General features: G+C 69.2%; 16 protein-coding genes. 8 read left to right on the top strand and 8 right to left on the bottom strand.

All coding sequences use genetic code 11. The annotated features are described in order from the left end of the window. Positions 1-37: 37 nt before the first annotated feature. Entirely contained in the window at positions 38-922 is an 885-nt protein-coding gene (locus AB0H43_RS21440; RefSeq protein ID WP_360001525.1) for a septum formation family protein, read from the bottom strand. A 97-nt stretch (positions 923-1019) separates the two neighbouring features. Here AB0H43_RS21440 and AB0H43_RS21435 point away from each other — a divergent pair, with 97 nt between their 5' ends. Next, positions 1020-2606, top strand: coding sequence for a gamma-glutamyltransferase family protein (locus AB0H43_RS21435; RefSeq protein ID WP_360001523.1), 1587 nt, complete (start codon positions 1020-1022; stop codon positions 2604-2606). Positions 2607-3004: 398 nt separating this feature from the next. After that, positions 3005-5386, top strand: coding sequence for a discoidin domain-containing protein (locus AB0H43_RS21430; RefSeq protein ID WP_360001521.1), 2382 nt, complete (start codon positions 3005-3007; stop codon positions 5384-5386). A gap of 47 nt (positions 5387-5433) precedes the next feature. Here the strand turns inward: AB0H43_RS21430 and AB0H43_RS21425 are convergent, their stop codons facing one another. The 3 genes from AB0H43_RS21425 to AB0H43_RS21415 form a co-directional block, all read right to left on the bottom strand. Further along, on the bottom strand, positions 5434-5922 hold the full coding sequence (locus AB0H43_RS21425) for a glutathione peroxidase (RefSeq protein ID WP_360001519.1): 489 nt from the start codon (positions 5920-5922) through the stop codon (positions 5434-5436). A gap of 49 nt (positions 5923-5971) precedes the next feature. Further along, positions 5972-6895 (bottom strand): septum formation family protein, encoded by a 924-nt coding sequence (locus tag AB0H43_RS21420; RefSeq protein ID WP_360001517.1) that lies wholly within the window; start codon positions 6893-6895, stop codon positions 5972-5974. A 64-nt stretch (positions 6896-6959) separates the two neighbouring features. Beyond that, a complete protein-coding gene (locus AB0H43_RS21415) occupies positions 6960-7319 on the bottom strand; it encodes a VOC family protein (RefSeq protein WP_360001515.1) in 360 nt (119 codons plus the stop codon). A gap of 173 nt (positions 7320-7492) precedes the next feature. On the opposite strand from AB0H43_RS21415, the gene acnA reads away from it, so the two are divergent. The 5 genes from acnA to AB0H43_RS21390 all read left to right on the top strand — a co-directional run bounded on the left by acnA (position 7493) and on the right by AB0H43_RS21390 (position 14603). Beyond that, entirely contained in the window at positions 7493-10237 is a 2745-nt protein-coding gene (acnA, locus tag AB0H43_RS21410; protein ID WP_360001513.1) for an aconitate hydratase AcnA, read from the top strand. 196 nt (positions 10238-10433) lie between these two features. Further along, the gene (locus AB0H43_RS21405; RefSeq protein WP_360001511.1) at positions 10434-10799 is read left to right on the top strand and encodes a group 1 truncated hemoglobin; all 366 of its coding nucleotides are present in this window, start codon (positions 10434-10436) and stop codon (positions 10797-10799) included. 205 nt (positions 10800-11004) lie between these two features. Next, a complete protein-coding gene (locus AB0H43_RS21400; RefSeq protein ID WP_360001509.1) occupies positions 11005-12789 on the top strand; it encodes a glycosyl hydrolase family 18 protein in 1785 nt (594 codons plus the stop codon). A 112-nt stretch (positions 12790-12901) separates the two neighbouring features. Continuing rightward, positions 12902-13444: a hypothetical protein gene (locus AB0H43_RS21395; protein WP_360001507.1), complete on the top strand. Its 543-nt coding sequence runs from the start codon at positions 12902-12904 to the stop codon at positions 13442-13444. A gap of 70 nt (positions 13445-13514) precedes the next feature. Beyond that, complete coding sequence (locus tag AB0H43_RS21390) at positions 13515-14603, top strand: glycerophosphodiester phosphodiesterase (protein WP_360001505.1); 1089 nt, start codon at positions 13515-13517, stop codon at positions 14601-14603. A gap of 9 nt (positions 14604-14612) precedes the next feature. Here AB0H43_RS21390 and AB0H43_RS21385 read toward each other — a convergent pair whose 3' ends face one another. From AB0H43_RS21385 to AB0H43_RS21370, 4 genes are all read right to left on the bottom strand, one after another. Then, positions 14613-15194 carry a HEAT repeat domain-containing protein gene (locus tag AB0H43_RS21385; protein WP_360001698.1) on the bottom strand — a complete coding sequence of 194 codons (582 nt, stop codon included), beginning with the start codon at positions 15192-15194 and terminating at the stop codon, positions 14613-14615. A gap of 695 nt (positions 15195-15889) precedes the next feature. Further along, on the bottom strand, positions 15890-17284 hold the full coding sequence (locus tag AB0H43_RS21380) for a DUF222 domain-containing protein (RefSeq protein ID WP_360001503.1): 1395 nt from the start codon (positions 17282-17284) through the stop codon (positions 15890-15892). 106 nt (positions 17285-17390) lie between these two features. Beyond that, complete coding sequence (locus AB0H43_RS21375; RefSeq protein ID WP_360001501.1) at positions 17391-18047, bottom strand: HAD family hydrolase; 657 nt, start codon at positions 18045-18047, stop codon at positions 17391-17393. A 42-nt stretch (positions 18048-18089) separates the two neighbouring features. Then, entirely contained in the window at positions 18090-18935 is an 846-nt protein-coding gene (locus tag AB0H43_RS21370; protein ID WP_360001499.1) for a carbon-nitrogen hydrolase family protein, read from the bottom strand. A gap of 80 nt (positions 18936-19015) precedes the next feature. Between AB0H43_RS21370 and AB0H43_RS21365 the strand changes: the two genes are divergently transcribed. Then, positions 19016-19588, top strand: coding sequence for a helix-turn-helix domain-containing protein (locus AB0H43_RS21365; protein ID WP_360001497.1), 573 nt, complete (start codon positions 19016-19018; stop codon positions 19586-19588). Positions 19589-19920 lie beyond the last annotated feature (332 nt).

The following is a 19920-nucleotide window of genomic DNA, read 5'->3' as shown; positions in this document are numbered from 1 at the left end:
GGCGCCGGCCACGGCCGGCGCCTTTCTCAGACGAGCGTCAGGACCACTTCGGCACGGTGGTCTTCTTGTCCTTCGCCGATCCGGTCATCTTCGACTTGCCCAGCCAGAGGAAGCACCGGACGTTGTTGTTCCCGGCCGACCAGTACTTCTTCGAGGTGGCCCAGGCGATCTCGCTGTAGCTCTTGTCGAACTGGCTGCCCGAGATCCCCATGTACGCCGCCGCGACCTCGTCGCACTTCTCGTGCAGGACGTCCCAGCCCGCGTCGGTCGACGGGTACGCCACCCCGGCCGCCGGCTCGAACGAGCCGACGTACTCGCTGTTGTGCGAGGTGCTGCAGGCGACCTCGGCCATGGTCAGGTCGCCGCCGCTCTCGGTCGCGGTGAAGCAGCCCAGCGGCAGCTTGTCGACGCCGTCCTTGATGGCGGCCGTCCGGGACTTGGTCTCGGCGTTCTCCAGGTCGGCCAGCTCGATGACGTCGCAGGCGAACCAGTGCGCGCCGCCCTTCCAGGCCGCGCTGGACGGGGTCACGAGCTTCAGCTCCACCCGCAGGTCGCGCCAGTCCTGGCCGAGGACCTTGTTCGCCTGCTCCTCGCAGGTGTTGAAGGCGTCCGCGGCGTCCTTGGAGTCCGTCTCCGGCGGCGTCGAGGCGCTCGCGGCGGAGCCGCTGAACTCGCCGACGTAGACCGTCTCGGTCTCGTGGCTCTTCGTGCAGTCGACCACCGCGAACTCGGTCGCCTTCACGGACGCGTCAGTCTCGCGGGCGTGACAGCCGAGGTCGGGAACGAAGCTCTTCGGCGCGGGCAACGCCGACCAGTCGTTGGCCAGATCGCCGTCGGTGCCGGACAGCGCGCTGCAGCCGGACAAGCCCAGCCCGGCCGCCAGCACGAGCGTGATGGTCGCGATGCCACGCCTGTGTTTCATGAAAGGGCCCCTCCCCAGGTTGTCCTCGTGCAGGGCAGTCTAGGTCAGCCGCGCACGTGCCCCACCCCGACCCCGGGGAGGGTGCAGGATAGGGGTCGTGCGTTCGCCTGTCTACGCTCCGAACGGAGTGGTCGCGACCAGCCAGCCGCTGGCGGCTCAGGCCGGGCTGGCCATGCTGCGGGAAGGCGGGACCGCCGTCGACGCCGCGGTCGCCGCGGCCATCGCCCTCGCCGTCGTGCAGCCCGGCTCCAACGACCTTGGCGGCGACCTCTTCGCCCTGGTGTGGGACGGCAAGCAGCTGCACGGCCTCAACGCCTCCGGCCGGTCGCCCGCCGCGCTGACCCACGACCTCATGGTCGCCTCCGCGCAACCGCCCACGCCCGCGCTCGGCGGCGCGCAGGCCGCTGCCGCCATCGCTCCCCCGGCCCGGGGGTGGCTGCCGGTCACCGTCCCCGGCGCTCCCGCCGGGTGGGCCGATCTGCACGCGCGGTTCGGCCGGCTGCCGTTCGAACGGCTTTTCGACGACGCCATCCGGTACGCCGAGAGCGGCTTTCCCGTCTCGCCGGCGACTGCCCGGAACTGGGCCGCTGCGGTACGCGTACAAGCCGGATTGGCCGATGACGCGTGCGCGCACTGGGCGCGGACGTTCACCCTCGACGGCCGGGCGCCCACGGCCGGGGAGCGGTTCGCGAACCCGGGCGCGGGACGGGCCTTGCGGTTGATCTCAGGCTCGCACGCGCGGGACTTCTACTCCGGTGAGCTGGCGGCGGCGATGGTCCGCCACGCCTGGAACACGGCGGGCCTGTTGACCGGCGACGACCTGGCGAGCCACGAGTCGACCTGGGTCGAGCCGATGAGCGCGCGTTACCACGGCTACGAGGTGCACGAACTGCCGCCCAACGGGCAGGGTGTGGCCGCGCTTCAGGCCTTCGCGCTGCTCGACGGGCTGCCCGGCACCCCCGGTACGCACCAGCAGGTCGAGGCGATGAAGCTGGGTTTCGCGGACGCGCACGCCTACGTGGCCGATCCCGCGTTCGGCGCCCTCCCAGACCTGCTGGATCCGTCCTACCTGGACGGCCGGCGGGCGCTCATCGGGGACCGGGCGGCCGTTCCCCCGCCCGGCGATCCGATGCGCGGCGGGACGGTCTACCTCGCGACGGCCGACTCCGGCGGCATGATGGTCTCGCTGATCCAGTCGAACTACATGGGGTTCGGCTCGTTCGTCACCATCCCGGAGTACGGCTTCAGCCTCCAGAACCGGGGAGCGGGCTTCAGCCTCGACCCGTCACATCCGAACGTGGCGGCCGGGCGCAAACGCCCGTTCCACACCATCATCCCCGGCTTCCTGAGCCGTGACGGCGCACCCGTCGGGCCGTTCGGCGTCATGGGCGGGCACATGCAACCCCAGGGACACCTGCAACTGGTGACGGCCACCGTCGACGGCGGTCTCGATCCGCAGGCGGCGTTGGCCCAGCCGCGCTGGTACTGGGCCGGCGACCTCGACGTGCTCGTCGAGCCCTCGTTCGACCCGTCGATCGTCGCCGACCTGTCGGCTCGCGGGCACCGGGTCCGCGTGACCTCCGACGTCGGCCTCTTCGGCATGGGCCAGGCCATCTGGCGTACGCCCCACGGCTACGTCGCTGGGTCCGAACCCCGGGCGGACGGGCAAGCCGCGCCCTGCTGACCCTGCACCCCTCTCCGGACGCCGCGCGTTCCAGGCTCGCCTGCGCGTTATCCGGGGCCGCCGCGCTTTATCCGGGGCCGCCCGCTTTATCCGGCTGGCGCCTGCTTTATCCGGCTGGCGCCTGCGCGATATCCGGGATAACGCGGTCTCGAGGCTGCCCCAATACCGCGTTATCCCGGATAACGCGCCACGCCGATAACGCGCCACGCCGCCACGCCGCCACGCCGCGCAGGCCACCGCGCCATGCCGCCACGCGGAGCACCGAACGTTGCACGCGGGTTGTCGCGATGTTGCGTACGAATATCTAAGTATTGCGTTCTCATGTCGGCCACTGGCATGATGGCCCGGCGGCCGGGCGTCGCCGCAATCCCTGTCCACATTCGACACAAGGGAGCGCCATGACGGTCACACGCAGGCAAGTCCTGGCAACCGCGACGGCAACCGCGACGGCAACCGCGACGGCGGCCGCGGCCGGTGCGGCGGCGGGAACGGCGGCCGGGGCCACGGAGGCGACCGTGGCGGCAGCCGCCAGCCCGCCCGGCGACGTCGTCGGCAAGATCACGGTGGGCTACCAGGGCTGGTTCGCCGCGGCCGGGGACGGCTCGCCGATCAACGGCTGGTGGCATTGGGCGCAGAACTGGGGGCAGACGCCGTCGCCGTCCAACAACTCGATCGTCTCCTGGCCCGACGTACGCGACTACACGCGGACCTATCCCACGGCGTGGGCGAACCTCGGCAACGGGCAGCCCGCCGCCTTGTTCTCCCACTACGACCAGCAGACGGTCGACACGCACTTCCAGTGGATGCGCGACAACGGCTGCGACACCGCGGCGCTGCAACGCTTCAATCCGTTCGGCGGCGAGGGCGCGATCCGGGACGCGATGGCGGCCAAGGTGCGCACCGCCGCCGAAGCCACAGGCCGGAAGTTCTACGTGATGTACGACGTCACCAACTGGACGAACATGCAGTCGGAGATCAAGACCGACTGGACGCAGAAGATGTCGGCGCACACCGCGTCGGGGGCGTACGCCCGCCAGAACGGCAAGCCGGTCGTGTGCGTCTGGGGCTTCGGCTTCAACGACGACGGCCGCCCGTTCAGCGCGGCGGCCTGTCTCGACGTCGTGACCTGGTTCAAGAATCAGGGGTGTTACGTCATCGGCGGCGTGCCGACCTACTGGCGTCAGGGCATCAACGACTCCCGGGCGGGCTACTTCGACGTCTACACGGCGTTCCACATGATCTCGCCGTGGATGGTCGGGCGGACCGGCACTCTGGACGGGCTGGACTGGTTCTACACCAACGTGAACCTGGCCGATCAGGCCGAGTGCAACGCCCGTGGCATCGACTACCAGCCCTGCGTCATGCCGGGCGACCTGTCGTCGCACGCCCGCCGCCACGGCGACTTCTACTGGCGGCACCTCTACAACATGATCCGGCTGGGCGCGCAGGGCCTCTACGTCTCGATGTTCGACGAGTACAACGAGGGCAACCAGATCGCGAAGACCGCCGAGTCGGCGGCGTACATCCCGGCCGGGTCGAGTTTCGTGACGCTGGACGAGGATGGCACCGCCTGCTCGTCCGACTACTACCTGCGGATCACCGCCGACGGCGGCAAGATGCTCAAGGGGCAGCTTCCGCTCACTGCGACGAGGCCGACCCAGCCCGTCCTCGGCACACCGCCGCCGACCGGCAACCTGGCGAGGGGCAAGCCGGCCAGCGAGAGCAGCCACAACCAGGGCTACGTCGCGGGCAACGCCGTCGACGGCGACCAGAACAGCTACTGGGAGAGCGTCAACAACTCGTTCCCGCAGTGGGTACAGGTGGACCTCGGCGCGGCAGCCGCGGTCAACCGCGTCGTCCTCAAGCTGCCGACCGGCTGGGGCGCGCGTACGCAGACCCTCCAGATCAGCGACGGGTCGACCGGGGCAGCCCTGGCGAACGGCTCCTACCTGTTCGACCCGGCGAGCGGCAACACGGTGCCGGTCACCTTCGCCACCAAGACCGTCCGATACGTCCGCGTGACGATCTCGGCCAACACGGGCTGGCCTGCGGCGCAGCTGTCGGAACTCGAGGTCTACGGCACTAGCGGCGGCGACACCCAGGCGCCCAGCGCTCCGGCCGGTCTGACCGTCACCGGGAAGACCGCCACCAGCGTCTCGCTCTCCTGGTCGGCGTCGACCGACAACGTCGGCGTCACCGCGTACCAGGTCCGCCAGGGCGGCACCGTCGCCACGACCGTCGCCGGGACGAGTGCCACCGTCACCAATCTCAGCCCGGGCACCGCGTACAGCTTCACCGTCACGGCGCAGGACGCCGCGGGCAACACGTCAGCCGCGTCCAACGCGGTCAGCGTCACGACCGACGCTGCGCCGGCCACGAACCTGGCTCGGGGCAAGGCCACCGCCGAGAGCAGCCACACGCAGAGTTACGGTTCCGGCAACGCCGTCGACGGCAACACCGGCACCTACTGGGAGAGCGCCAACAACGCGTTCCCGCAGTGGCTTCAGGTCGACCTCGGCGCGGCCACGACGATCAGCCGCGTGGTGCTCAAGCTGCCGTCGACCTGGGAGACCCGCACACAGACCCTGGCGATCCAGGGCAGCGTCGCCGGCTCGTCGTTCACGACGCTCGCGAGCGGCGGCTACACCTTCAATCCGGCCACCGGCAACACGGTCACCGTCACGTTCGGGGCGGCGAGCGCCCGCTACGTGCGGATCCAGGTCACGGGCAACACCGGCTGGCCGGCGGGTCAGGTTGCCGAGCTGGAGGTGTACGCCTGAAGCAGCGCTCGGTGCCGGCCGTCCTGCGCCGGCACCGAGCGAATCGGTCAGGTGGCCGCGGAGACCAGTTTGTCGATGGCCGCGACCAGCTCGGGCGCCTCGGGCTCGACCCGCGGGCTGAATCGGGCGACGACCGTGCCGTCCGCGTCGACGAGGAACTTCTCGAAGTTCCAGCGGATGTCGCCGACGTGCCCCTCGGCGTCGGCGACCCGGGTCAGCTGGTCGTAGAGCGGGTGCCGGCCGTCCCCGTTGACCTCGACCTTCTCGGTCATCGGGAAGGTGACGCCGTAGGTCGCCGAGCAGAACTCAGCGATCTCCTCGGCGGTCCCCGGCTCCTGGCCGCCGAACTGGTTGCAGGGCACCCCGATGACGGTCAGCCCGGGAGTGCCGGCCGCGATGCGCTCGAGCCCGGCGTACTGCGGGGTGAGCCCGCACCGGGAGGCCACGTTGACGATCAGGGCCGGCTTGCCGCGGTGGCGGGCCAGCTCGCCGGGCTGCCCGGCCAGGGAAGAGATCTCGATGTCGAAGACGGACATGCCGGCGAGCCTATCTCGCCGGCAGGTCCGATGATCCGCTCCCGGGGCGTTACTTGGGCAGGTTGGTGCCGCGCTTGCCCTTGGCGGTGCCGGTCATCGACTTCGTCTCGCCGTACCAGAGGAAGCAGTGGACGTCCTGGCGGCCGGAGGCGGCGTAGTCCTCGTTGTAGGAGAACCAGACGTAGGTGCCAGTGAGGTAGCGCACCTGGGCGACGGTCACGCCGAGATACGGCGCGGCCAGCGAGCGGCACTTCGTGTGGTACGCGGCGTACTGCGCGGAGGTCTTCGGCCGGGTCTGGCTGAGCGCGGTGAAGGTGCCGACGTACTCGCCGTTGTGCTTGGTGGCGCAGCCGACCTCCCGGGACTCGTCGTTGGCGAAGTTCATGCACCTGATCGGGTAGGTGAAGTCCTTCAGGCTGCCTTCACGGGTCTCGTCGTCGAAGGAGTACCAGTCGACCTGCTGGAGTTCGCAGCGGTACCACTTGCGCCCGGCCGCCCAGGCGGTGCTGTTCGGCAGCACGACGTTGAGGTCCAGCCGCACGTCGTACCAGGCATGCCCGACGTATGCGCTGGCCTGCTTGCTGCATTCGGCGTACGCCTCGGCCTGGGCGGCGGCCGCCGCGCCGGTCGCGTTCTTCTGCAGCGTCGGCGGCGAGCTGAGCGCGGCGGAGGCGCCGGTGAACTCGCCGATGTACACGATTTCCCGGTTGTGCGTGCCGCTGCACGGCACCATCGTCTCGGTGACCGGGTTGACCTGCTCCTGCGTGGCGGATCGGCAGTCGCCGACCTTCGCCTGGACCTCCTGGGCCGCGGGCGGCATCGACCACTCGTTGGCCAGCTTCCCGTCGACCCCGCTGGGCAGGCCGCAGCCCGCCAGTCCCATCAGCACCGCCGCGGCCGTCACACCCGCCAGCAGCCATCGCCGCCGCGCGTACGCCTGGCGGCCCGTCCGAGAGGCTCCCCCGCTTGTCATGAAACTCCTCCCCAAAAGTCTGCGGACGGCAGTCTAGAGCTCAGCCCAGGCCGGGGACGATCGGCTATTCGGCCGTCACGAACTCGATCCGGTTCCCGTGGCAGTCGTTGGTGTGGAACCGCCGTAGGCCCGGCTGCTCGGCGGGGTCGGCCCACACGACGGGGTAGCCCGCCGCGGTGAGCCGGGCGGCCAGTCCGTCGAGGTCGGCGCAGGTGAGGGCGGGGTGGGCCTTGCGGGCCGGCCGGAAGTCGTCTTCCACCCCGAGGTGCAGCTCGGCCCCCTCGGCGTCGACGAACCAGCAGCCGCCCCGGACGGCCAGCAACGGCGGCTTCGGCTTCTCGGTCATCCCGAGCACACCCACGTAGTAGGACCGGAGGGCCTCTTCGCTGTCGCGCGGACAGGCGATCTGAACGTGATGCAGCATGATCCAGACGATAAGATGAGGTTGCCAAAAAAACAAGACGGACGTACGGTATGCATTGTCGGCATGCCGTGGTGGGCCGCGCCGTGGGGTTAGTCCGCCCTAACCGCCCCCGGTCGGCCCGGTGTGCGAAAGACTTGTGCCCAGTGGATGGTGTGACTTAAAGGAGCAAGACGGTGGCCAGCCTCGACACCTTCGGTGCGAAGAGCCAGCTCGACGTCGGCGACGCGAGCTACGAGATTTTCACGATCGACAAGGTCGCGGGCCACGAGCGCCTGCCCTACAGCCTGAAGATCCTGCTGGAGAACCTGCTGCGCACGGAGGACGGCGCCAACATCACCGCCGACCACATCCGCGCGCTGGGCAGCTGGGACGCGGCGGCCGAGCCGAGCGTCGAGATCCAGTTCACCCCGGCCCGGGTGCTGATGCAGGACTTCACCGGCGTGCCCTGCGTCGTCGACCTCGCCACGATGCGTGAGGCCGTCCGCGACCTCGGCGGCGACACCTCCAAGGTGAACCCGCTGGCCCCGGCCGAGCTGGTCATCGACCACTCGGTCATCGCCGACGTGTTCGGCCGCCCGGACGCCTTCGAGCGCAACGTCGAGATCGAGTACGGGCGCAACCAGGAGCGTTACCAGTTCCTGCGCTGGGGCCAGACCGCGTTCGACGAGTTCAAGGTCGTCCCGCCCGGCACCGGCATCGTGCACCAGGTGAACATCGAGCACCTCGCTCGCGTGGTCATGGACCGCCGGGGGCAGGCGTACCCGGACACGGTGGTCGGCACCGACTCGCACACCACGATGGTCAACGGTCTGGGCGTCCTCGGCTGGGGCGTCGGCGGCATCGAGGCCGAGGCGGCCATGCTGGGCCAGCCGGTGTCGATGCTCATCCCCCGGGTCGTCGGCTTCAAGCTGCACGGCGAGCTGCCCAGTGGGGCGACCGCGACCGACCTGGTGCTGACCATCACCCAGCTGCTGCGTAAGCACGGCGTCGTCGGCAAGTTCGTCGAGTTCTACGGCTCCGGCGTGACCGCGGTGCCGCTGGCCAACCGGGCGACCATCGGCAACATGAGCCCCGAGTTCGGCTCCACCTGCGCGATCTTCCCGGTCGACGGCGAGACCATCGAATACCTGCGCCTGACCGGCCGCTCGCCGGAGCAGCTCGCCCTCGTCGAGGCGTACGCCAAGCGCCAGGGCCTGTGGCACGACCCGGCCGTCGAGCCGGTCTACTCCGAGTACCTGGAGCTGGACCTCGGCACCGTCGTCCCGTCGATCGCCGGCCCGAAGCGCCCGCAGGACCGGGTCGAGCTGAGCAACGCCAAGACCGCGTTCCGGTCGGTGCTGCCGGATTACGTGCAGAACGACGAGACGGACGAGGAGGCCGAGGAGAGCTTCCCGGCGTCCGACCCGCCCGCGTCGAACTCGCGCGCGAGCAACGGCCGGGCGACCAAGCCGACCCCGGTGACCGCCGCCGACGGCACGGTCTACGAGCTGGACCACGGAGCGGTCGTCATCGCGTCGATCACCTCGTGCACCAACACCTCCAACCCGCAGGTGATGCTGGGCGCCGCGCTGCTGGCCAAGAAGGCCGTCGAGCGAGGGCTGCACGCCAAGCCGTGGGTGAAGACCACGCTGGCCCCCGGGTCCAAGGTGGTCATGGACTACTACGAGAAGGCCGGGCTCACGCCGTACCTGGAGAAGCTGGGCTTCCATCTCGTCGGCTACGGCTGCGTCACCTGCATCGGCAACTCCGGCCCGCTGCCGGAGGAGATCAGCGCCGCGGTGCAGCACAACGACCTGGCGGTGGTCTCGGTCCTGTCCGGCAACCGGAACTTCGAGGGCCGGATCAACCCGGACGTCAAGATGAACTACCTGGCGTCCCCGCCGCTGGTCGTGGCGTACGCCATCGCCGGCACGATGGACATCGACCTGGCCCGCGACCCGCTGGGCACCGACGCGGACGGCAAGCCGGTCTTCCTCGGCGACATCTGGCCGACCCCGGCCGAGGTGCAGGCCACGATCAACTCCTCGATCAACTCCGAGATGTTCGCCAAGGACTACGCCGACGTCTTCGCGGGCGACGAGCGCTGGCAGTCGCTGCCGACGCCGACCGGCGACACGTTCGCCTGGGACGGTTCCTCGACCTACGTGCGGAAGCCTCCGTACTTCGAGGGCATGCAGGCCCAGCCCACCCCGGTCGGCGACATCGCCGGGGCGCGGGTGCTGGCCAAGCTGGGCGACTCGGTGACCACCGACCACATCTCGCCGGCCGGCTCCATCAAGCCGGACTCGCCGGCGGGCAAGTACCTCGCCGAGCATGGTGTCGAGCGCCGGGACTTCAACTCCTACGGTTCCCGCCGGGGCAACCACGAGGTGATGATCCGGGGCACGTTCGCCAACATCCGGCTGCGCAACCAGGTGGCGCCGGGCACCGAGGGCGGCTTCACCCGGGACTTCACCGTCGACGGCGCACCGGTCAGCACGATCTACGACGCCTCGGTGAACTACCAGGCGGCGGGCGTCCCGCTGGTCGTGCTGGCGGGCAAGGAGTACGGCTCGGGCTCGTCGCGCGACTGGGCGGCCAAGGGCACCGCGCTGCTGGGCGTCAAGGCCGTCATCGCCGAGTCCTACGAGCGGATCCACCGCTCCAACCTGATCGGCATGGGCGTCCTTCCGCTGCAGTTCCCGGCCGGGCAGACGGCGGACTCGCTCGGGCTCACCGGCGAGGAGACCTTCTCCATCACCGGAGTGACCGCGCTGAACGACGGCGTGACGCCGAAGACCGTCCACGTGGTCGCGACCGGGGCGGGCGCGCCGGTCGAGTTCGACGCGGTGGTCCGGATCGACACGCCCGGTGAGGCGGACTACTACCGGCACGGTGGCATCCTGCAGTTCGTGCTCCGCAAGATGCTCGAGGGCTGACCGCCACCCGGCGATCTGCAAATTGCACGGAGGGCGACCACGCGGTTGCCCTCCGTGTTTTTGGTGGGCGGAACCACTTCCCAGTAGCTCGATCAATCTCTATAGTCAAGTGCATAAATGGATGGCACGACGTGCGGGAACGTCGCAGAACCATCACCCAATCGTCGTGTCAGGGCGGCATGGGCGGGAGGTTCTCATGACTGCTGTCGTGACCCACTTCGAACTGATCGGCGGAACTCCGGCGGTCCGCGAGGCGGTCCGCCGCTTCTACGACCGGCTGGTCGCCGATCCCGAGCTCGCCGGCTTCTTCAGCGGCGTGGACCTGGGCAACCTGAAGCGGCATCAGGTCGACCTGCTCTCCATGGTCCTCGGCGGACCGAGCAGCTACACGGGACGGGACCTGGGCGAGGCGCATTCGCACCTGGCCATCGACTCCCAGACGTACGCGAAGGTCGGCGGGCACCTCGTCGCGGTGCTCGAGGAACTCGGCGTACCGGAACACGTGATCGCCTCGGTGGCGGAGACGCTCACATCGGTCTCGCCGCAGATCGTCACGCGCTGACCTGCGACGTCACCCGGACTCCCGGGTTCATCGGCGACTCAGCCACCGCCGGCGCACTCGGGAGTTCGCCCGACCGATGCCAGCGTTGGCACAGCGATCACTGGAAGGTCTCTTTACTGTTAGGGGACTTTAATTTATCTTTGCCTGAGGGTTACCCCGATCCATGTGAATCTGTCCCCATTCCCCCAGGCAGGTGGCACATCAGATGAACCTCAGACATCTCAACCCCCGACTCCGGTTGGTGGCGGCGACCGCGGCCGCGGTCCTCGCCGCCGGCGTCTCGCTGGTCTTCGCGACCACGGCGGACGCCGCGACGAACCTGCTGACCAACCCGGGCCTCGAGACCGGCGCGCTGTCGCCGTGGACCTGTTCGGGCAACCTCGGCAGCGTCGTCGGCAGCCCCGTCCACAGTGGCACCAAGTCCCTCCAGGGCGCGGCGAGCGCCTCCAACCACGCCCAGTGCAGCCAGACCGTCGCGGTCCAGCCGAACACGGCGTACACGGTGTCGGCGTGGGTGAACGGCGGAGGCGGCTACGTCTACCTCGGCGTCACCGGCGGCACCGAGGTCTGGAACCCGGCGACCGCGAGCGCCTGGACCCAGCTCAGCACCACGTTCACCACCGGCGCGTCGCAGACCACGCTGACGGTCAACGTGCACGGCTGGTACGGCACCGGCAGCTACTGGGCCGACGACTTCGTGGTGACCGGACCGGGTGGCAACCCGTCTCCGTCGGCGTCCGCCACGACGTCGTCACCGTCGCCGTCCAGGACCACCTCCTCACCGTCGCCGAGCCCGACGACCGCCTCGCCCAGCCCGAGCCCCACGACGGCCTCCCCCAGTCCGTCGGTGACCACCTCACCGCCCGGCGGCGGTGGCAACAAGCTGCTCGGCTACTTCACGAACTGGGGCGTGTACCAGCGCAACTACCACGTGAAGAACATCGCGACCAGCGGCTCGGCGGCGAAGCTCGGCTACATCAACTACGCCTTCGGCAACGTGACCGGCGGCGCCTGCCAGATCGGTGACGCGTACGCCGACTACGACAAGTTCTACGACGCGGCATCCAGTGTGGACGGCACCACGGACACCTGGGACGCCGGTGCCCTGCGCGGCAACTTCAACCAGCTGCGCAAGCTGAAGAAGCTCTACCCGAACATCAAGGTCCTCTGGTCGTTCGGCGGCTGGACCTGGTCCGGCGGCTTCGGCCAGGCGGCGGCGAACCCGACGGCGTTCGCCAACTCCTGCTACAACCTGGTCGAGGACCCGCGCTGGGCGGACGTCTTCGACGGCATCGACATCGACTGGGAGTACCCGAACGCCTGTGGGCTGTCCTGTGACACCAGCGGCGCGGCGGCCTTCAAGAACCTGATGTCGGCGCTGCGGACGAAGTTCGGCTCCAGCTACCTCATCACCGCGGCGATCACGGCCGACGGCACCAGCGGCGGCAAGATCGACGCGGCCGACTACGCGGGCGCGGCGCAGTACGTGAACTGGTACAACGTCATGACGTACGACTTCTTCGGCGCCTGGGCCACGACCGGCCCGACCGCTCCGCACTCGCCGTTGACGTCGTACTCGGGCATCCCGATCGCCGGGTTCTACTCGGACAACGCGATCCAGAAGCTCGTCGGCAAGGGCGTACCGCGTTCCAAGCTGCTGCTCGGCATCGGCTTCTACGGCCGAGGCTGGACCGGCGTCACCCAGGCCGCCCCCGGCGGCACCGCCACCGGCGCCGCGCCCGGCACTTACGAGGCCGGCATCGAGGACTACAAGGTGATCTCGACGAAGTGCCCGCCCACGGGCACGGTCGCAGGCACCGCGTACGCCTTCTGCGGTGGACAGTGGTGGAGCTACGACACGCCCAGCACCATCGGCGGAAAGATGACCTACAGCAAGAACCAGGGTCTCGGTGGAGCGTTCTTCTGGGAGCTCTCCGGCGACACCACCGGCGGCACGCTCATCACCGCCATGAAGAACGGCCTCGGCTGATAACCAGGGCTCAGTCGAGGTGAAGTTCGGCCGGTGCGGCGCCCGTCGCACCGGCCGAGCAGTTTCCGCTAGCTGTTGCGAGAAGGGGCGCCGGGCGATATTCATTACGCCCATGACCACCCCCTCGGTTCCCTCCTCCCCGGGCAGTGCCGTGAAGGCGTTGCGGCCGTTGTTCGCCTGGGTGTTGCTGGGCTACGTCGCCCTGCACCTGTTCTTCACCTTCTTCGGCTGGCTGCTGCCGTCGCCGGACAGCACGTTCAGCTCCCGGTCGGCCTCGGCCGGTTTCGTCACGCTCTACACGATCGTGCTGCCGCTGCTGGCGCTGCTCATCGCTACGCAGATCACGCCGGTCCTGGCGGCCGGCAAACTCATGGCGGCCATCGCGTTGGTCGAGTACGTCGTGGTGCTCTTCTTCGGCCTCGTCTCGTTCCTGCTCGGCCTCGGCCGGACCTTCGACTACGTCAACAGCGCCCGCTCGGCGTTCGGTGCCTTGGAACATCTCGTGATGGGCCTGGCCGAGCTGGGGGTCGCCGCCCTCGTCGCGTACGCCGCCCTCCGGATCTTCCTGTCGCTCGGCGGCACCCTGCCGGACTTCAGCGCCCGGCACACCCCGCCGGCCCCGCCCAGCGAGCCGCCCACCCAGGTGCTTCAGTAGGCCCCGATGTTCGCCTGCCGGTCAGGTCCACGCCTTTCGGCGTATCCCTAGATCGTCTCGAATGAGCCGCATGGCTGACAGGCGTAGTTTGTTGAAGATGAGTGCGATGGCGGCCGGAGCCGCGCCCCTCCTGGCGGCGGCTCCGGCCGTCGCGTCGGACCGGCCGGGGCGGCACGGCCCGCTGGTGATCGGACATCGCGGGGCCAGCGGCTACCGGCCCGAGCACACATTGGCCTCGTACGAGCTGGCGGCCCGGATGGGCGCCGACTACATCGAGCCGGACCTCGTGTCCACGAAGGACGGAGTACTGGTCGCCCGGCACGAGAACGAGATCTCCGGCACGACGAACGTGGCGGACCATGCCGAGTTCGCGGGCCGCCGGACCACCAAACAGCTCGACGGAGCGTCGGTGACCGGCTGGTTCACCGAGGACTTCACCCTCGCGGAGCTGAAGACCCTGCGCGCGGTGGAGCGGCTCCCGGCGGTGCGGCAGCGCAACACCCTCTACAACGGACTCTTCGAGGTCCCCACCTTCGAGGAGGTGCTCCAGCTCCGCGAGCGGCTCAGCCGCGAGCTGGGCCGCGAAATCGGCGTCTACCCGGAGACCAAACACCCCACCTACTTCCGGGCCGCCGGTCTCGCCCTGGAGGCCCCGCTGGTCCAGGCGCTGCGCAAGCACGGTCTCGACCGCCGCTCCGCGCCGGTCTTCGTCCAGTCCTTCGAGGCGGCCAACCTCCGCGACCTCCGCGAGAAGCTCGGCATCCGCGTACCGCTGGTCTTCCTCGCCAGTGCCGGTGGTACGCCGTTCGCCGATCCGAAGACGTACAAGGCGTACCTGAGCCCGGCCGGGCTCGCCGAGCTGGCCGTGTTCGCCGACGGCATCGGCCCGGACAAGTCCCTCGTGATCCCCCGCAACGCCGACGGCACGCTCGCCGCCCCCACATCGTTGGTGGCCGACGCGCACGCCGCCGGGCTGGTCGTCCACCCCTACACGTTCCGGGCGGAGAACCAGTTCCTGCCGGCCGACTACCGGGTCGGCGCCGACCCCAACGCATACGGCAAGGCGCTCGACGAGCAGGTGGCCTTCCTGCGTACGGGGATCGACGGGCTCTTCACCGACCAGGCCGACATCGGAGTCCTGGCCCGAAGCCTCCGCTGAGCGCCTTCTTCAGCGCTGGGTCAGGGAATCGCCACCCCTGACCCAGCCGAGCCACCCGGGTCGCACGTTTCGATCGCAGCGCGCACGTCGTCCTCTGCGACGTCGAACCTTCGCAACAGCGGTAGCAACGCGGGGTCCTTGAGGTGTGCCGCGGCCTCGAAGATCAGCGTACCGACCGATGGCTGTGACAAGAGATCGGCAACGAACGGGCGTATCCCGGCATCTCGGCGTCGAGCGAGTGCCGCTACTGCCTCGGATCTGCGGATCCGGGTCGGCGGTGAGGGCGATCAAGGCCGTCACGCCGTCCGGCTCAGGCGGACCTCCCATGATCATCGGCAGATCCGCCGCGACTTGGAATCGCACCCCCGCGTCGGGATGAGCCGCCAACGCGGTGAGTACGGGCAGGCCACGCGGGTCCTGAGCACTGCTCAGTGCCCGGACGACGCCGACGAGGACGTCAGGATCGCGCTCGCGCTCGTCCTCGTACGCTTCAAGGACCAGGCTGGCGACGTCCGTGCGTACCTGCTGGTCTCCCAGCTCTGCCGCGACGGCCGGCAACTGGTACGCGACGGCCTGAACGTCAATTTGCACAGCAGTCAGATGACCGCGAGCCAGCTCCACGGCGGATTACGGATTTGGCCGGACGATCCGCACCAGGCGCTCGTCGACCGTGTCACCGTCGTGGGGTTCAGCCCGCCAGGCGAGCAAAGCCCGGTGAAACTGCTCGTCAAGCGGCGCCATCATGGGGTTGATGCTGGCACACCAGGACTTCCCAGTCTCGATCAAGGCTGTCTCGCACACAGAAGCATCGAGTACAACCCTTGTCGCGCAAGACAAGCGCGTCGCGCAGCGATCGTCGATGACGAAGCGGGAGCGGTCTGGGCTGTGTGCCCGTGGTTTGCGATTTCGGACCGAATCGCAAGATCGAGTACCGGGGATGTGCGTCTGCGGGCCGATACGCGCATATGCAGGGCGCTTGTCGGCCTGGATCCACCTCAGATCGCAGATGGCGGGCGCATGTTGCGACCGTGCCGCGGTCGGCCGCACGTGTCGCCGGCTCCGTCGTTCAGCATCTTCGGTGGAGGTGTTGTGGACGGGCCTTGGGAGCGGGTCGGCGCAGGAATTGCCGTGGTGTGCCCTCGGTATGCGATTTCTGCCCGTTTCTCGGGATCATTCGCCGTGGGTGTGCGCTCTGGCCCGGTTTTGCGCATAGGGAGGGCGAATGTCGCCGCAACCCGGCCTCAGATCGCATACGCAGGGCGCATAGCGCCGTTGCGGCTAGCGCGTCAGCATCTTCGGTGGAGGGTGTTGCGGACGGGCCTTCGTTGCGGGTCGATGAAGGTGGGTGGCAGGAATTCAGGGAAGCCGTCGGGTCGGATGCGTACTTCCCAGTGCCCGTGGTGGATTTCGCGATGGTGGAAGCCGCAGAGCAGGACGCTGTTGGCCAGGCAGGTGTTTCCGCCGTCTGCCCAGGCTTTGAGGTGGTGGCCGTGGCACCACTGGGGTGGCCGGTCGCATCCGGGGAAGGCGCATCCCTTGTCCCGCAGCACGAGTGCCCGCCGCAGTGGTCCGTCGATGAGGCGTCGGGCGCGGCCGACGTCGAGGATTTGGCCGTCGCCGCCGAGTACGGCGGGGATGATCATGGCGTCGCAGGCGAGGCGTCGCACCGTCTCGGGGGTGAGTAGGTCGCCGGTGTCGAGCAGGCCGGCGCCGACTTTGGCTTGCAGGGCGTCCCAGGGCAGGGTGACGGTCAGGTGCGGTTTCTCGCCACCGTTGTCGGGTAGCTCTGCGGCGTTGAGGATCCGCTGGCACAGCTCGATCAACGCATCAGCCCGCCGCGCACCGGCCGAACGCAAATCCGCCTCGCCCGGCAGCACCCGGGCGCCTACTGCGAGGCCTCGGCTGACACCTTCCCCGGCCGTGCCACCGTCGCCGCTCGCGGCACCAGCACCGGCACGATCGCCGGACGGGGATGCGGATGTGGCTGCTGCGGTCGGGGCGGGTTTGCGGGGCGCGGACAGCGGGTCGAGGGCGGTCCGGACGATCGCAGCCATCTCCGCGTCCAGCACCCCACGCACGCGGTATTCGCCGTCGCCGTAAGGGATGAGGGTGAAGTCACGCCGATCATGCGCCGATCGTTCGGCGCGTTCCACCTCCCGGCGCAGGCGTTCTTCGGCGATCTCGGGTGCGACCAGCTCCAGGATCTGCGACCGGTGCTTCTCCAACACCTCCGGGCGCAGGCGATCGTCGACAGCCAGCCTCGTCAGCGCGTCGGCGGCCTTCGCCTTGCCCACCTCACCCACCGCCGAGGGCAGGTCGTGGACGGTCTTGGCGATCACCCGCGCCTGCTCCACGTTGACCTGCCCGGAAGACAACGCGGACTCCACCACGGGAACAGCGGGCAGCATCGCCGCCAGAGACACCCACGCACGAGCGTCCCTGTCCCGGATCGCCAGCAGAAACGTCAGCCAGTTCACCGTCCCCGTCGCACCCGCGTTATACGGAACCTCACGCCCGTCCGCGGTAGCGATCAACGCCGCCAACCGACCCGACAAACGCTGGATCGTCGCATAAACCCGGCGCACCTCATCGGTCAACTCTGCGTCGGACAACGTCCACACGGGACCAGCGAGCAGCTCGGCGACATCCGCCTCCACCTGCGCCAACACCCCCGTGCCCATGAGATCAAGTTTAGAACACCTGTCGGACCACTAACCGGGGGAAAACCCAACCGGCACACAAGATGCCGACAGGGGATCAACCTCTTGACCCGTCCACATCAGACGGTCAGCGAGAGTGGGCCAGCGACATCACGGCCGCCACGGCTTGGATGACGCCGTTGACCGCCCGGGTGGGCGCGAACCGCCGCTCGGTCCACTCCCGGCCCCGCCGGATCCAGACGCTCGGCAACCCGAGGCCGGCCGCGCCGCCGATGTCGGACTCGGGGCTGTCGCCGATCATCCACGCGCCGCGCAGGCGCAGCCGCGCGCGCTCGGCCGCGATCTCGAAGATCCGGGCGTTGGGTTTGCGGCAGTCGACCTCCTCGGAGATCACCCAGTCCGCGACGAACCGGTCCAGCCCGGTCCGGCGGATCTTCGCCTCCTGCATCCGCGTACTGCCATTCGTGACGATCACGGGAACCCAGCCCGCGTCCGCCGCGATGCGCAGGGCCGCGCCGACCATGGGATCGAATCGGGTGTGCTCGATCATGCCCTCGAAAAGCTCGTCGACCATATCGACGATGGACGCGCGGATGGAGTACCGGTCGCGGATGGCCTCGGCGACGTCCCAACGGTCGGTCAGCCCGTCCGCGTCCACGTCGAGCAGCCAGTCCACGTCGTACGCGGGCGCACCGATCTCCGACAGGAACCATTCGGCCCAGGCCTTGAACGCCCCGGTCCGGTCGATCAGGGTGTTGTCGAGGTCAAGGAGCAGCAATGGCACGGCCGCACAATACGTGACCTGCGCCTCACTAGGAAAGGGTCCTCACGTATAGACCTGGTCGCGACCGGTCGTTTCCTCCTCGGGCATCATCCTGGGTCGATCGGTCAGCATGGTGTGCCCGGCCCGGGTCTCCGCCAGCGCCTCCGGTGACAGCGTCGCCACCAGCACGGACGTGCCGGAATTCGGCCCCCGGACAACGGCTCGGCCCTCGGGGTCGTAGACGGCGGCGCCCCCGTTGAAGGTCCACGGCGCGACGCCGTCGACCGCATTGGCATAAACGACATAGCCGGTGTTGTCCAAGGCGCGGGCGGCGTAGTAGACGTCCCGCCGATGCTCTGACCCGGACACGTACGCCGCCGGGTAGACCATGCCGTGCACGTCGTCGGCTTGCGCGGCCCGGGCGTGCTCCGGGAAGCACCCGTCGTAGCAGACGCCCAGCCCAAGACGCCAGCCGTCCAGATGCAGCGTCGCGCCCCGGGAACCGGGCACGAAGAGCGCCTTCTCCTCCGGGCCGCAGAGGAAGTTCTTCTCGTACGCCACCCGGATCTCGCCGGTGCCGTCGGCCACCACGACGGCGCACGTACGCCGGTCCTGCTCATCGCGTACCGCCGCCCCTAGAAGGACGACGATCTGCCGGTCGCGCGCGACGGCCCGCACCGGGTCGAGCCTCGCGTCCGCCACCTGACCACCCAGGGCCGCGACATCTGTGGCCAGATCGGCCAGGGCCGGCGGATGGTAGGCGGGCAGGAACAGCTCGGGCAGTACGCACAGCCGGGCGCCCTGGTCGGCGGCCTGCCCGGCCAGCTCCGCGCCGGTACGCGCATTAGCGGCCACGTCGCCGGGGATCGACGGCGTCTGCACAGCGGCGACGGTGAGCGGGGTCAGCATGGAGGTCACCTTAGCCCGCCCCGTGCAGCAAGCCGTACGTACGGATTGCGAAGACTTGGTTGACCTGGGAGGATCGTAGTGTGCCGAGGGTGAGTCAGGACCAGCTGGAAGCCCGGCGGGAGGAGATCCTCACCGCCGCCCGGGCCTGTTTCGCGCGCTACGGCTACGAGGGCGCCACCGTGCGGCGGCTCGAAGAGGCGACCGGGCTCTCCCGGGGCGCGATCTTCCATCACTTCCGCGACAAGGACTCGCTGTTCCTCGCGGTCGCCGAGGACGACGCCGCCGAGATGGTCGAGACGGTCGCCCGCAACGGACTCGTGCAGGTCATGCGCGACCTGTTGGCCCGCGCCACCGACCCCGACGCGGCCGGCTGGCTCGGCACGCAGCTGGAGGTCTCCCGCCGTGTGCGGACCGACCCCGGCTTCGCCGAGCGGTGGGTCCAGCGCACGAGCGCGATCGAAAGCGCCACCGCCGAACGGCTCAAGCGTCAGCGCGACGCCGGCGTGCTCCGCGACGACGTGCCACTGGAGGCGCTCATGCGCTTCCTCGAACTGGCCTACGACGGGCTCGTGCTGCACCTGGCCATGGGCCGGCCGGCCGGCGACCTCGGCCCCGTCCTCGACCTCGTCGAGGAAACCGTCCGCAAACGCTGAGCCCCGCTTCTTCCGCTTTTTCCCGCTTTCCCCGTTGATCATGAACTTTCGGTCATGATCGACCGGCGTGTCGTGTGCCCAGCATCCTGATCGACTCCGCGAGCAGGTGATCGACTAGTCGGGCGTCACGCGGAAAATCGGTTGACACATGTCCCCCTACGCCGCCTAGACTGTTCGACGTTTGATCATGGCCGCCACCACGGCCTGTCTTTTTTCGGCGTGGTGTGTGAGTGAGAGGAGGGGAGCCAGATGGCTGTCTTTGCCGTGCCCTGCGCCGTTCCCCTTTCCTCTTCGCTCAAGGAGCCGCTGAAGTGCGCAACAAGCGCAAGTTC

This window comes from Hamadaea sp. NPDC050747 (genome assembly GCF_040654195.1).
In the GTDB taxonomy this organism is placed as follows: Bacteria; Actinomycetota; Actinomycetes; order Mycobacteriales; family Micromonosporaceae; genus Hamadaea.
This window is presented reverse-complemented; position numbering and strand designations above follow the sequence as displayed.

Excerpts from the sequence above, each read along its gene's own strand:
- AB0H43_RS21440 (WP_360001525.1), bottom strand. The coding sequence starts at position 922 with ATGAAACACAGGCGTGGCATCGCGACCATCACGCTCGTGCTGGCGGCC.
- AB0H43_RS21430 (WP_360001521.1), top strand. The coding sequence starts at position 3,005 with ATGACGGTCACACGCAGGCAAGTCCTGGCAACCGCGACGGCAACCGCG.
- AB0H43_RS21425 (WP_360001519.1), bottom strand. The coding sequence starts at position 5,922 with ATGTCCGTCTTCGACATCGAGATCTCTTCCCTGGCCGGGCAGCCCGGC.
- AB0H43_RS21420 (WP_360001517.1), bottom strand. The coding sequence starts at position 6,895 with ATGACAAGCGGGGGAGCCTCTCGGACGGGCCGCCAGGCGTACGCGCGG.
- AB0H43_RS21415 (WP_360001515.1), bottom strand. The coding sequence starts at position 7,319 with ATGCTGCATCACGTTCAGATCGCCTGTCCGCGCGACAGCGAAGAGGCC.
- AB0H43_RS21405 (WP_360001511.1), top strand. The coding sequence starts at position 10,434 with ATGACTGCTGTCGTGACCCACTTCGAACTGATCGGCGGAACTCCGGCG.
- AB0H43_RS21400 (WP_360001509.1), top strand. The coding sequence starts at position 11,005 with ATGAACCTCAGACATCTCAACCCCCGACTCCGGTTGGTGGCGGCGACC.
- AB0H43_RS21395 (WP_360001507.1), top strand. The coding sequence starts at position 12,902 with ATGACCACCCCCTCGGTTCCCTCCTCCCCGGGCAGTGCCGTGAAGGCG.
- AB0H43_RS21390 (WP_360001505.1), top strand. The coding sequence starts at position 13,515 with ATGGCTGACAGGCGTAGTTTGTTGAAGATGAGTGCGATGGCGGCCGGA.
- AB0H43_RS21380 (WP_360001503.1), bottom strand. The coding sequence starts at position 17,284 with ATGGGCACGGGGGTGTTGGCGCAGGTGGAGGCGGATGTCGCCGAGCTG.
- AB0H43_RS21370 (WP_360001499.1), bottom strand. The coding sequence starts at position 18,935 with ATGCTGACCCCGCTCACCGTCGCCGCTGTGCAGACGCCGTCGATCCCC.